Raw genomic sequence first — 13,720 nt, forward strand, 5'->3', positions numbered from 1 at the left:
CCAGGATTATATGCTATAATATAAAATGTATTTTAGTACTTACTCGCGGGCCGAGAGAAAGGAATGATATGATGGCTGTAAGCTATAAAAAACTCTGGCACATTCTGCTTGATCGAGATATGAAGAAAAGAGATTTGCAGGAAGCTGCAGGGCTCACAAAATACGCAATGAATAAGCTTAGTCGTGATGAAAATGTCAGCACTGAAGTGTTGGGAAAAATCTGCTCCGCTTTGAATTGTACAACTGACGATATTATGGAGTTTGTTTCTGACGAAAAGTAAGTCCGTTTTATGGGACACTAGTTGTGTGTATCATAATAGGGGGGTAGTACGTTGCCCTTAGAAAAAGAAAAAGGATGGGGTCACAGAATGAATAAGCAACAACTTGCTCAGAAAATATGGGCTTCCGCAAATCAAATGCGTTCCAAAATTGAAGCAAATGAATATAAGGATTACATACTAGGCTTTATTTTTTACAAGTATCTTTCCGATAAGGAAGTTAAGTTCTTGAAGGAGAACGACTATGATAATGAACTCCTGAAAACCGTATCGGAGGAAGATGCCGAAACAGTTGAATGGATCCAAAAAAACATAGGCTACTTTATTGCCTATAAGGATCTTTTCTCCACTTGGCTCACGATGGGTAAGGACTTTGATGTTTCAAATGTCCGTGATGCTCTTTCTGCATTTAGCCGACTAATTTCTAATTCGCATAAAAGGGTATTTGAAAAAGTATTTGATACCCTGCAAACAGGCCTTTCCAAACTTGGCGATAGCTCCGGTTCACAAACGAAAGCAATTAGTGGGCTGCTGACGCTGATAAAAGATATTCCTATGGATGGCAAGCAGGACTACGATGTTCTCGGTTTCATCTACGAATATCTTATCAGTAACTTTGCAGCAAATGCTGGAAAGAAAGCTGGCGAGTTCTACACCCCGCACGAGGTATCGCTTCTGATGTCCGAGATCGTTGCGAGTCATTTGAAGGGTAAAAGTGAAATCAAAATCTACGACCCGACAAGCGGTTCGGGCTCACTGCTTATCAATATTGGTCAAAGCGTTGCGAAGTATATGAGCGACGACAACAATATTCAGTATTACGCTCAGGAGTTGAAAGAGAATACTTATAACCTGACCCGAATGAATTTGGTTATGAGAGGCATTGATCCCGCTAACATTATCACTCGTAACGGCGATACTCTCGAGGAGGATTGGCCGTACTTTGATGAAAATGATCCGGTCAATACCTATAACCCTCTCTATGTGGATGCGGTCGTATCCAATCCGCCGTATTCGCAGGCTTGGGATCCGTCTAATAAAGAGGGAGATCCTCGTTATGCTCGTTTTGGACTTGCTCCCAAAGGAAAAGCCGACTATGCTTTCCTACTTCACGACCTGTTCCATATCAAACCGGACGGCATTATGACAATTGTTCTTCCCCACGGCGTACTGTTCCGTGGCGGTGAGGAAGGTGAAATCAGAAAAAACCTGATCGAGAATAACCATATCGACGCCATTATCGGGTTGCCTGCAAATATCTTCTTCGGGACAGGGATCCCCACCATTATTATGGTGCTGCGCCAAAAGCGTGAGAACACCGATGTTCTTATCATCGACGCATCCAAGGGATTTATCAAAGAGGGTAAAAATAACAAGCTCCGTGCGTCTGACATTAAACGCATAGCAGACACCTTTATCAAGCGTGAAAGCGTCCCGAAGTTTTCACGAGTTGTCAGTCGTGAAGAAATTCGCAGCAATGATTATAACCTGAACATTCCTCGCTATGTGGACTCATCTGAAGCAGCCGAGCATTGGGATGTCTATGCGTCTATGTTTGGCGGTATCCCGACGGCAGAAATTGAAGAGCTGGGCGAATTTTGGACGGCGTTCCCGGCACTGAAAAAGGCTCTGTTTACAGAGAGTGGCATCCCCTATGTGAATGTGTCTGTCGATGACATTAAGAGCGCCATCAAGAGCCACCCCGATGTGGTCGGATTTGAGGATGCTTTTAATGCCGCCTTTTCTACTTTCCCGGCGTTCCTGAAAGAAGAACTTATCGACCGGATGGAAAGCATTGAAATCTCTAAGGCTGAAACCGTTCTGAGCGCTGATATTTTTGAGCGTCTGAAGGATATTCCGCTTATCGACAAATATGCGGCGTTCCAACTCCTTGACGACGATTGGACTGGAATTTCTATTGATCTTGAGGTCTTGCAGACCGAGGGCTTTTCTGCGACAAAGGAAGTCGATCCGAACCTTGTCATCAAGAAAAAGGATGGCAAAGATCAGGAGGTGCAAGAAGGCTGGGTAGGTCACATAATCCCGTTTGACTTGGTACAGGCGACTTTGCTCTCCGCAGAAACGGATGAGCTCCACGGTTTGGAAAGCCGTTTGGCGGAAATCCCGTCTGAATATGAGTCCATCCTTGATGAAATGACAGAGGAGGATAAAGAGAGCTGCAACGATGTTCTCACCGATGAAGGCGATGCTTTCGTTCCGAAAGAAGTATCCAAAAAGATCAAAGAACTGAAGAAAGACCGTTCTCCTGAAAGCGTTGCGCTCTGTACACTCTTAGAAAAGGTTGAGTCTTTGGTCAAGAGCGAGAAAGAAATCAAAGCGCAAATCAAGGCAAAGAGTGTTGCGTTGCAGGCAAAAACAAAGGATACGATTGAAAACCTGAGTGACGAACAGGCTTTGGATTTGCTTAAAAAGAAGTGGATCGCTCCTCTTATTGAGAGCATTCACAAGCTGCCTGATACCGTAATCGACAGTTTGGTAAGCAAAATTCAAGCCCTACAGAACAAGTATGCGACAACTTTCTTTGAGGTCGAACAGCAGATCAGCGAAACCGAAGCTACACTTTCGGGAATGATCGACGACCTTGAGGGTAACGAGTTTGATATGCTGGGACTTGGTGAGTTGAAGAAATTGCTGGGAGGTAGTGCAGAATGACGAAAAAACCAGATGCTCCCGCAATTCGCTTCAAAGGTTTCTCGGACGCTTGGGAACAGCGTAAGTTGACTGAGTTTGTCGAGTTCTTTTCAGGATTAACTTATACGCCTAATGATGTTCAGGAAAATGGAACTCTTGTGCTTCGTTCATCAAATGTAAGCAACGGTGAGGTTGTCGATGCAGATAATATCTATGTAAATCCGCAAGTTGTTAATTCTGAGAATGTTAAAGTCGGCGATATAGTTGTTGTTGTTCGTAATGGCTCTCGTTCACTCATCGGAAAACACGCACAAATTAAGGCTTTTATGCCCAACACGGTAATCGGAGCGTTTATGACTGGTATTCGTTCGGAATGTCCAGAGTTTACAAATGCTTTACTTAATACTTCAAGATTTGAAGAAGAAATCGCAATGAATATGGGAGCAACAATCAACCAAATCACGGGATATATGTTTTCCAAAATGGAATTCAAAGTGCCGTGTTTGGACGAACAAAAGAAAATAGGCGAATATTTTGAAAAACTCGACAACCTTATCACCCTTCATCAGCGTAAGTTTGAAAAGTTGACGAATGTGAAAAAGTCAATGCTCGAAAAGATGTTCCCGCAAAATGGCTGCAGTTACCCCGAAATTCGCTTCAAGGGATTTACTGACGCTTGGGAACAGCGTAAGGTATCGGAATTAGCTGAAAAGACCTATGGTGGCGGTACTCCTTCGACATTAAATGAGGCATATTGGGATGGTGATATTCCGTGGATACAGTCCTCTGATGTAGTTGATGGAAGGTTGTTCGGCGTTGTACCGAGGAAGCGTATAACTCAGTATGGATTAAACAATTCTGCAACTCAACTTGTACCTAAAAACTCAATAGCAATTATTACCCGTGTAGGTGTTGGAAAGCTCGCATTTATGCCGTATTCCTATGCTACCAGCCAAGATTTTCTATCGCTGAGCAAGCTCAATGCAGAGCCACTTTTCACGGTATATGCTTGCTATAAAAAGCTGCAATCCGAGTTGAATGCAGTACAAGGAACATCGATTAAAGGCATTACTAAAGATGAACTGTTAGCAAAGACCGTTATGGTTCCTCAATACGCTGAACAGCAGCAAATAGGTGCTTTCTTCAGCCAGCTTGACAACCTTATCACCCTTCATCAGCGTGAGTTGGAAAAGCTCCAAAATATCAAGAAATCCATGCTTGAGAAGATGTTCGTTTATGGAGGAACGAGGAAATGGGAATCATAACTCTATACCACGGTACTCCCAATAAGCTCGTAGTTCCCCAATACGGTGGCGGGGATGAAAAGCACGACTATGGCAAAGGCTTTTATCTAACCGAGAGTATTGAACTTGCAAAAGAATGGGCGGTCTGCCGACCTAATAATACAAACGGATGGGTCCATAAGTACGAACTTGATACCGACGGACTAAGAATCTTAGATTTCCAGCAGCGGGATGTCCTGGCGTGGCTTGCAGAACTGATGAAGCATAGGGAGGCAGCTGATTCCAAACGATATCGTATGCTCGCAGAGAAGTTCATCGAGAAGTATGGCATTGACACAAGCGATTACGATGTCATTCGTGGCTGGAGAGCTAACGCTTCTTACTTCTATATTGCGAAAGAATTTGTTCGGGACAATATCGATATTGATATTCTTGAAGAGCTGCTCTCGTTGGGCGGGTTAGGTCTCCAGTACTGCATCAAATCCAAAGCAGCCTATGCGAATCTGAGAGAAAAAAGCGACGAGCTACTTGTTGTCCCTTATGCAGAGTTTAACGACAGATACAACCAGAGAGATGTGTCTGCAAGAAACAATATGCGTGAACTTGTTGATTCCGACGCAAACAAGGTCACAAAGGTGTTCAGCACTTTATTTGAGAGGTGATGATAGTGCGAGCGTATGCAGAGGCATACTTAGACGATGTTGTAGAAAACCAGGGCAAGCTCTTTGACCTTGTTGCACAGCAGTATCCCGACAAAGATACTGAGGAGTTCATTAACACCTATATGGCAAGCAAAACGAGAAAGAGTATTGACGAGGCAAAAGCGTATGTCAATACAATGGATGCGAAGGAGCTTTGGACTTATTTCACCGAAACAGAAAGCTATTGTCTTAAAGAAGGAAAGGCGATGGGCGGGTTTATGCCAGCTTGGATTGGAGAGTTTTACGCCTATTATCAGTGGTTTTACGGCTTGTCTAGTGCGGAACTGGTCAAGAAGATTCCTGTGTCCTTTTTGAAAAAAGCCTACGCAGGGCTCCATGACTTGGAACTTGATTTGGCAGTAAAAAAAGTAGGAGAAGTGTGATGACTGTTATCTGTTTTCACAACAATAACGAAGAGAATGGATACCTTAGCAACTGGTATCCTTCCACATTTACGCACAATGGTATCACCTTTTCCTCAATGGAGCAGTATATGATGTACCGCAAGGCACTTTCCTTTGGCGATGAAAAGGTTGCCACACAGATTCTTGCTACGGATAATGCTGCCGAGATAAAGGCTCTTGGACGGCTTGTATCCGGCTATGATGAGAGCCTATGGAACGGTATTCGACAAATTGTCGTCTATGAGGGGCTTTTCGCAAAGTTTACGCAGAACCCTGATCTAAGGGAGAGACTGAAAGATACTGGAAATGCATTTCTTGCTGAGTGTGCTGTAAATGATCGGATTTGGGGCATTGGTTTATCCATGCGTGATCCAAGCAGACTTGACCGGGCAAAATGGCGGGGGCAAAATCTGCTGGGTTATGCCCTGATGATGGTGCGTGAAAGGCTGTAATCAGCATATTCTTGGGAACAGCGTAAGTTCTCCGAGATAACTTTTCTGTCGGGAGAAAAGAATAGAGAAAACCTGCCGTTGGAGAGTTATTCAATAACCAACGAGAGCGGATTTGTGCCGCAAGACGAGAAGTTTGAAAATGGTGGCACTATGCGAGAAGCTAATAAAAGAATGTACTATATCGTTTCTCCAAACTCGTTTGCCTACAATCCGGCAAGAATAAATGTTGGCTCGATTGGATATCAAAACACCGGGAAAAATGTCATAGTTAGCTCACTTTACGAGATTTTTAAGACTTCCGATGATGTTGATGACAGACTTCTGTGGCACTGGTTCAAGTCGCCTGATTTTCAAAAGTTGATTTGGCAGTTGCAAGAGGGCGGTGTTCGACTTTACTTCTATTATGACAAACTCTGTATGGGCGAGGTATCTCTCCCATCACTTGAGGAACAACGCAAAATTGGAAAGTTTTTTGATACTCTCGACAACCTTATCACCCTTCATCAGCGTAAGCATTTGCGCTTGCACCCTTAAATAAACCTTAGCGTGAAAGGCTGCTTTCACCGCAGAGAGGAGGAAATCGTATGACATTCCAAAAAGAGGCAGACTTTGAGGAAGCCCTGATTAAAGTCTTAGCGGATAAAGGTTGGGAAAAAGAAGTTATCAAGAACCCGACCGAGCAAGACCTCATCCGAAATTGGGCAAAGATTCTGTATGACAACAACCGTGGAATTGACCGCTTGAATAACTATCCTCTTACGGATGGGGAAATGCAGCAGATCATCGAGCAGATCACGGAACTCAGAACCCCGTTGAAGCTCAACGGCCTTATCAACGGGAAAACTGTATCTATCAAGCGTGACAACCCTGATGATAAGCTCCATTGTGGCACGGAAATCAGCTTGAAAATATATGATCGCAGAGAAATCGCCGCCGGACAGAGCCGGTATCAAATCGCACAGCAACCGGTTTTTCCGAGCAAGTCAAAAATGCTGAATGACCGCCGTGGCGATTTGATGCTGCTCATCAATGGTATGCCGGTCATACATATCGAGCTGAAGCGCAGCGGTGTCCCTGTCAGTCAAGCGTATAATCAGATTGAGAAATACTCATATGAGGGCGTTTTTACAGGACTGTTCTCTCTCGTTCAGGTTTTTGTTGCAATGAACCCTGAAGAAACCCGCTATTTTGCTAACCCCGGTCCCGATGGGAAATTCAACACGGATTACTATTTCCATTGGGCAGATTTTAACAACGAACCGATCAATGATTGGAAAGCGATCGCCTCCTCTCTGCTGTCCATTCCTATGGCGCACCAACTCATCGGGTTCTATACTGTTGCCGATAATGCTGACGGTGTTCTGAAGGTGATGAGAAGCTATCAGTACTACGCAGCCAGTGCTATCTCCGATGTGGTATCTAAGACAAAATGGGATAGCGGGAAGCAGCGTGGCGGATACATTTGGCATACCACAGGTTCGGGCAAAACGATGACGAGTTTTAAGTCAGCTCAGTTGATTGCAAACTCCAATGATGCCGATAAAGTCATCTTCCTTACCGACCGCATCGAGTTAGGAACCCAGTCACTCAAGGAGTATCGGGCATTTGCAGATGAAAATGAAACAGTACAGGCAACAGAGAATACCTATGTCCTTTTGTCAAAGCTGAAGAGTAACGCCACAGCAGATACCCTAATCGTCACTTCTATTCAGAAGATGAGTAATATCCGGGATGAGGACGGTGGGCTTAACGCAAGCGACATTGAAATAATCAACGGCAAGCGACTTGTCTTTATCGTTGATGAAGCCCATCGCTCGACTTTTGGAGATATGCTCTCAATTATAAAGGAAACATTTCCTAATGCGATTTTCTTCGGTTTCACCGGAACACCGGTGTTTGAGGAGAACGCAAAGAAAAACAATGCCCAAACAGATGTTTTTGGCAATGAACTTCATAGATATAGCATTGCTGATGGTATCAGGGATAAGAATGTGCTTGGATTTGATCCTTATAAAGTCCTGACCTTCCGTGATAAGGATGTCCGCAAAGTGGTTGCCTTGGAAAAAGCAAAAGCAGCAACCGAAGAAGAAGCGATCAGCGATCCGAAAAAGGCAAAAATATTCTATGAGTATATGGACTCCTCCACCGTTAAGATGGCAGGTTTCTTGGGCGATGACGGCAAGTGGGTCAAGGGCATTGAAGATTATCTTCCAAAGGCTCAGTATCTTTCCTCGGAGCATCAAAGCAAGGTCGTTGAGGATATTCAAGAAAACTGGCTAACTTTGAGCCACAACGGGAAATTTCACGCAATCTTTGCAACGAGCAGCATCCCCGAAGCAATAGACTACTATCGACTGCTGAAGGCTGCAATGCCGGGACTCAGAATCAGTTGCCTTTTTGACCCCAATATCAGCAATGAAGATGGTGATTACAAAGAATACAAGGGGCAGCCGATTGCTTTCTATAAAGAGAAAGGCTTGATTGAAATCCTCACTGACTATAATGCGATGTTTGGTCAGGATTTTTCGATTACTACACACGCTCGCTTCAAAAAAGATCTTTCTCTACGCCTTGCCCACAAAGAACAATATAAGCGGATCGAAAGAGAGCCTGAAAAGCAACTCGACCTTTTGATCGTAGTGGATCAGATGCTTACCGGCTTTGACTCTAAGTGGGTCAATACGCTGTATATGGATAAGATACTGGAGTATGAGAACATCATTCAGGCATTTTCCAGAACCAACAGACTTTTCGGACCCGATAAGCCTTTTGGCATAATCAGATATTATCGCAAGCCGCATACGATGGAGCAGAATGTGAGCAAAGCGGTTAAGCTCTATTCCGGCGATAGACCGATAGGTCTGTTCGTTGAAAAACTGTCTTACAACCTCGGAAAGCTCAACTCTGTGTTTGATGACATTGCGTATCTGTTCAAAAACGCTGTTATCCCTGACTTTGAAAAGCTACCTGCGGATGGAACGGTAAGAGCTAAGTTTGCCTCACTGTTTAGAGATTTCAACGGATACCTTGAAGCTGCTAAAATCCAAGGATTTAGGTGGGACAAACACACCTACTCATTCAAGGATGAGGAAAGCGGTAAAACGATTGAGATTGCAATGGAGTTTGATGAGAACGCATTTTTGATTTTGGCACAGCGTTATAAAGAGCTTTCCGCTGCTTCTCCCGATGATCCCGGATCACAAGACATAGATATACCATACGATCTTGTTGGATACCTGACTGAAATTGACACAGGGGTTATTGATGCCGATTATATGAACAGTCGTTTCGATAAGTACCTCAAATTGATTCGACAGGAAGGTTCTTCCGAGGAATCTATTGAGCAAGCAAAGGCAGAACTACACAAGACTTTTGCTGCCCTAACGCAAGAGGAGCAGAAATACGCAAATATCTTTCTGCACGACATTGAGCGAGGCGATGTCATTGCCGAGGACGGAAAAACGCTTCGTGACTACATCACGGAGTATCAGTTTAGAGCAAAAGATGACCAAATTCACCGTTTTGCAACCATCTTCGGTCTTGATGAGGATAAACTCAGGAATATGATGGGGCTTAACCTGAATGAAGCGACTATCAATGAGTTTGGCAGGTTTGACGAGCTGAAAAAGAGCGTCGATAAGTCCAAAGCAAAAGCGTTCTTTGAAGCATATGAACAAACCAAGTTGATTCCGCCCAAGGTCAATATGAAAACAGATCAGCTTTTGCGGCAGTTCATTCTTACCGGTGGATTTGAGGTTGATATGCCGTAATGAGTGCCATCAACGCTAAAGCAAGCCGAAAAATGAAAAAATATGCGGTCTTAACAAGAGAGCCAAGGTGTTTCCTTGGCTCTCTTGCTTTTTCTTGGGAACAGCGTAAGTTGTCTGAAATGTGCGGTACTTTTGAGTATGGACTTAACGCAGCCGCTAAGGAGTTTGACGGAAAAAACAAATACATCAGAATCACGGATATTGATGATGCCAGCAGAGAGTTCTTGCTTTCTGATCTTTCGTCCCCTGATATTTGCCTTGATGGTATGTCGAAATATCTACTCTCAAGCGGAGATATTGTCTTTGCACGAACTGGTGCAAGTGTCGGAAAAACCTACATTTACAGGGAAAACGACGGCATTGTGTACTTTGCAGGTTTCCTTATTCGGGCAAAAGTCAATCAGGACAATGATGCAGAATTTGTTTTTCAAAGCACCCTTTCGCCAAGCTATGAGAAGTATATTCGTATTACCTCGCAGCGATCTGGACAGCCGGGTGTAAACGCACAAGAGTATGGTGAGTACGACTTGTTTGCCCCGTCAAAAGAGGAACAGCAAAGAATTGGACACTTTCTGCGAGGTATTGACAACCTTATCACCCTTCATCAGCGTAAGCCATTTTTAATGAAATGGAGGACTTCTGATGCTAACAGAAACCAAACGAACAGACTTGTTCTGTGAATATTATGCAAAATGGATTACGGTGTATAAGAAGGGCGCAATCAGAAAGGTGACGATGGATAAGTACCTAATGACGCAGAAATGGCTCGTTAAGCTCGTCCCGAACCTGAGAGTATGTGATATGAACCGGATAGCTTATCAGCAGCTGTTGAACGATTATGCTGAGTTCCACGAGCGCCAAACCACGATGGATTTTCACCACCAGCTCAAGGGAGCAATTCTTGATGCTGTTGATGAGGGCTTGATTGAAAGAGATCCTACTCGCAAGGCAATCATCAAGGGGAAGCCACCGGTTGCTAAGAAAATCAAGTATCTCAATCAATTTGAGCTACACACGCTGCTGATCTCGCTTGACCTGAAGGATAAGGTGAATTGGGACTATTTTATCCTGTTGGTAGCAAAGACGGGGATGCGCTTTTCTGAAGCACTGGCTCTTACCCCCAAAGACTTCGACTTTGCCCATCAAACACTGTCCATAAGCAAGACTTGGGACTACAAGGGAAAGGGCGGCTTCCAGCCTACGAAGAACAAGTCGTCTGTGCGGAAAATTCAAATTGACTGGCAAACTGTCATTCAATTTTCTGAATTGGTAAAGCACCTTCCCGAAGATAAGCCCATCTTTGTCAACTCCACTGTCTACAATTCGACGGTGAACGACATTCTCGGCAGGCATTGCAAAGCCTGTAACATCCCTATCATCTCTGTCCACGGATTACGACATACACACGCCTCTTTGCTGTTATTTACGGGCGTTTCCATTGCGAGCGTTGCCCGCCGTCTTGGACATTCGAGTATGACCACTACGCAAAAAACCTATCTGCACATCATTCAGGAACTTGAAAACAAAGACATCGACTTGGTGATGCGCTCTCTTTCGAGTTTGAGCTAAAAGATTAAACCGGCTTGCGCTGATTAAAGGTGATAAAAAAGATGCCATCCGAAAGGGTGGCATCTTGATTTCATCTGTTGTAGAATCCAGCTCAATAATGTCATCACCAGCAAAACTGCAGACAAATGGATAACCTATTATTCTGACATATCGTATTACCTTCTTTAGTGCACTTCCCGCAGCTTTCTTATAAGAATTATCCCAGAAACTGCTTTGTCGCAGCAAACAAGGCCTTTGCTCGTTGAATATGGAAAGCGCTGATGTTCTTTGCCATATGCACCTCGCTATATTCTACCGAGATTATCTTTGAAGATCACTTGCGTTCGAATACAAAACTGATACGGTCTTGGTATTCAGGCAACTGCTCCAGATAGACATTAAGGCGCCGTTCTACCTCAGCACGCTCCAATGCTGACGCTTCTACCGGGCTTAGGTCGTGCCCACCTTCCTCCATGATATCCACTGCCATTTCATACAGCAGCTTATCCAGAAGCTCTTCGGGGCTATCAATTACAATGCAGTCCATGTCGCCGACAGTACCACGGCAACTATCGATACTGATGTAGATATACCCGACCTTACCAGACCATACAATATCGAAGTATGGAGTTGTTTTGATGTACTCGGAGAATACGCTCATGACTCGTTCAATGGCCTCTTTCACGCTGGTGTCATATTCCTTTTTCATGTCGGAGTCCTCCTTAAAATCGAATGGATGGGAGATGCACCTCTCCATACTTATCCGCTTCATGGATAATGCGAGGATAAGCACAGTAGAAGAACAAACCTCCTTGCCTATAATCCGTTCCTGTCCGGAACTCGTTGATTAAATTGTTCTGACATTCCCGGCATTGGTTGTTATGCCAATCGTGCGTTTTCGGGCATATGTACCAGTCCCGTGGATTACCCTTGATTTGGCTGCACTTCGGCGCATAGGGTTGGTTATCACGGAGGAAGGCATCAAACCGCTTCCGCTTGCTCAACAGAATGTTTTGTAGGCCGTCTTCAGTAAAAAGATCTGGCGCAAAACCATCATCAATGAAGAATCGGCGATAGTCGGCATACCCATCATCGTCTACGATCGCCCACTCCACCTTCACGAGCCATTCGCAACCGTCGTCATCATGGTCTTCGGTAAGCTGCAGAACGACTGCTATATCTGTGGATCGCTGAGGAACAACTGAAGCGAGCATGCGATTCGGCCACTTCCACACAAACTTGTTCTCATCATCCAGGCTGCTGGAGATATACTCATTCCCAAAGGCGTAGGTCTCATCGAACACCCAAATCACCTTATAGCCGGCCCTCGTGTAGAACTTATTGCGCCGTTCAAATTCACCGGCAGAAATTGGACTGTGCTGAAACTCAATGACATAGCCGCCCATCAAGATGTCTGCACGATGGCATTCGCCCCTGTGTTCCACGACAATCTCACGAACATTTTCGGGAAAACGCGATTGCCATCCTCGGTGCCATTCAGACATATCGTATTTCCAGTCATCCATACACGAGGTCACATGAGCGAAGTGCCACGAATTGACTTCGCCCTGGCGAGGAATCACCTGGTTGCCGCACACAGGACAGTAATACTCTTGCCCCTTCTCCGCATCGAATGCGTGAACGCGGTGATGATCCGCTGTCAAAGCATATTCCAAAGTGATCCCTCCTCGCAGAATAATCTAATCGCTGTCTTCTTGGCTGCTCGCGTTTCTCTGGAAGCCATACTCAAAAAAGCACATGTCCAGGATTTTGGCTGCCGGATACTCAATTCGGCTGCCGCAATGTTTCCGGAGCTTTTCAAACTCATCCTCATGGTCAAGATACAGGTTGCCAAGGGTTCGGATGGATTTCGCACTGAAAACTTGGGATGCAGCACAGGTATCAGCAAGAGCCTTTTTGAAATACCGATCATAGGCGGGAACGCAGCCCACAGTACCCAGCAAGATCTTGGTAAGCAAGGTATCCGTTGGGATGCCGGCACCGGACGCCACATAAGCTTCTGTAATGCTCTCGCTAAGTTTCATGATGCGGTCAGCATAATACTCCTGCGAGAGTTTCTCGGGAGAAAGGTCCCAGAGATCATCCCACTCCGGCTGATAAATCAAACGGACAACATCCGCATGGATCTTGTAATCCTTCTGCATGAGGAAAGAGTTTCGAAGCATACCCCAACTGGCCAAATACCAAGCCAAGTGAAGGCAGAGATAGTCGATCGTAGCGTCAATCTGCGGGCGCCTATTCAGCCGAAACGCTTCATGGCAGTACTCCCAAGAGAGATACCGGTGATGTGGATCATCCTTCATACTGTCATAGCACTCGTATCCGGCTTGAATGGCTTCAGCAAATTTTTTCTGATCCACAACACGATAGGGCGGCTTACTATGGTGCGTGTGGCCCTGTACTTCACCTTTCCTGAATACGACCCATTGTTCCTCTAAACTAATGGAATCCACGACATATCCCGCACTGATCCAGCTGGAGCAAAAGGATGCAGGGTTTGAGAGATTTGCCCAGGATGGTCTGTTCTTATATGCGTGGTTAGGGATTGGGATGATCTGGTTCAACTCATCGAAAGTAAGCTTAACAGAGTCTCCTCCGTGTTCCTTCAGCCAATTTCCAAGTGGAGCATATTTCTCTCCAATAGCCATAT

Annotated in this window: 13 protein-coding genes; 10 read left to right on the plus strand and 3 right to left on the minus strand. The window is 44.8% G+C overall.

Annotated elements, in window-relative coordinates; genetic code table 11:
• The first annotated feature begins 71 nt into the window (after positions 1-71).
• The 10 genes from H8S55_RS06180 to H8S55_RS06225 all read left to right on the plus strand — a co-directional run bounded on the left by H8S55_RS06180 (position 72) and on the right by H8S55_RS06225 (position 11,070).
• Entirely contained in the window at positions 72-281 is a 210-nt protein-coding gene (locus H8S55_RS06180) for a helix-turn-helix domain-containing protein (protein ID WP_186878313.1), read from the plus strand.
• A gap of 87 nt (positions 282-368) precedes the next feature.
• On the plus strand, positions 369-2,951 hold the full coding sequence (locus H8S55_RS06185; RefSeq protein ID WP_186878230.1) for a type I restriction-modification system subunit M: 2,583 nt from the start codon (positions 369-371) through the stop codon (positions 2,949-2,951).
• The gene (locus H8S55_RS06190; protein WP_186878231.1) at positions 2,948-4,195 is read left to right on the plus strand and encodes a restriction endonuclease subunit S; all 1,248 of its coding nucleotides are present in this window, start codon (positions 2,948-2,950) and stop codon (positions 4,193-4,195) included. Before H8S55_RS06185 ends, H8S55_RS06190 begins: the two co-directional genes overlap by 4 nt.
• On the plus strand, positions 4,183-4,836 hold the full coding sequence (locus tag H8S55_RS06195) for a DUF3990 domain-containing protein (RefSeq protein ID WP_186878232.1): 654 nt from the start codon (positions 4,183-4,185) through the stop codon (positions 4,834-4,836). Before H8S55_RS06190 ends, H8S55_RS06195 begins: the two co-directional genes overlap by 13 nt.
• Positions 4,836-5,258: a hypothetical protein gene (locus H8S55_RS06200; protein WP_186878314.1), complete on the plus strand. Its 423-nt coding sequence runs from the start codon at positions 4,836-4,838 to the stop codon at positions 5,256-5,258. The genes H8S55_RS06195 and H8S55_RS06200 overlap by 1 nt, the downstream gene beginning before the upstream one ends.
• Positions 5,258-5,731: a riboflavin biosynthesis intermediates N-glycosidase gene (ybiA, locus tag H8S55_RS06205; RefSeq protein WP_186878233.1), complete on the plus strand. Its 474-nt coding sequence runs from the start codon at positions 5,258-5,260 to the stop codon at positions 5,729-5,731. Before H8S55_RS06200 ends, ybiA begins: the two co-directional genes overlap by 1 nt.
• Before the next feature lie 114 nt (positions 5,732-5,845).
• A complete protein-coding gene (locus tag H8S55_RS06210; protein WP_207721781.1) occupies positions 5,846-6,265 on the plus strand; it encodes a restriction endonuclease subunit S in 420 nt (139 codons plus the stop codon).
• Positions 6,266-6,315: 50 nt separating this feature from the next.
• Positions 6,316-9,501 (plus strand): type I restriction endonuclease subunit R, EcoR124 family, encoded by a 3,186-nt coding sequence (locus tag H8S55_RS06215; protein ID WP_186878234.1) that lies wholly within the window; start codon positions 6,316-6,318, stop codon positions 9,499-9,501.
• A complete protein-coding gene (locus H8S55_RS06220) occupies positions 9,501-10,181 on the plus strand; it encodes a restriction endonuclease subunit S (RefSeq protein ID WP_243200481.1) in 681 nt (226 codons plus the stop codon). The genes H8S55_RS06215 and H8S55_RS06220 overlap by 1 nt, the downstream gene beginning before the upstream one ends.
• On the plus strand, positions 10,144-11,070 hold the full coding sequence (locus H8S55_RS06225) for a site-specific integrase (protein WP_186878235.1): 927 nt from the start codon (positions 10,144-10,146) through the stop codon (positions 11,068-11,070). Before H8S55_RS06220 ends, H8S55_RS06225 begins: the two co-directional genes overlap by 38 nt.
• 313 nt (positions 11,071-11,383) lie before the next feature.
• Here H8S55_RS06225 and H8S55_RS06230 read toward each other — a convergent pair whose 3' ends face one another.
• Genes H8S55_RS06230 through H8S55_RS06240 form a run of 3 tightly spaced genes read right to left on the minus strand, consistent with a single transcriptional unit; the run spans position 11,384 to position 13,718 of the window.
• On the minus strand, positions 11,384-11,758 hold the full coding sequence (locus H8S55_RS06230) for a hypothetical protein (RefSeq protein WP_186878236.1): 375 nt from the start codon (positions 11,756-11,758) through the stop codon (positions 11,384-11,386).
• Positions 11,759-11,771: 13 nt separating this feature from the next.
• Positions 11,772-12,725, minus strand: coding sequence for a competence protein CoiA (locus H8S55_RS06235; RefSeq protein ID WP_186878237.1), 954 nt, complete (start codon positions 12,723-12,725; stop codon positions 11,772-11,774).
• A gap of 24 nt (positions 12,726-12,749) precedes the next feature.
• Entirely contained in the window at positions 12,750-13,718 is a 969-nt protein-coding gene (locus H8S55_RS06240) for a DUF7662 domain-containing protein (protein ID WP_186878238.1), read from the minus strand.
• Positions 13,719-13,720: the final 2 nt, after the last annotated feature.

Origin of the sequence: Flintibacter faecis (assembly GCF_014287875.1) — a bacterium.
In the GTDB taxonomy this organism is placed as follows: Bacteria; Bacillota; Clostridia; order Oscillospirales; family Oscillospiraceae; genus Lawsonibacter; species Lawsonibacter faecis_A.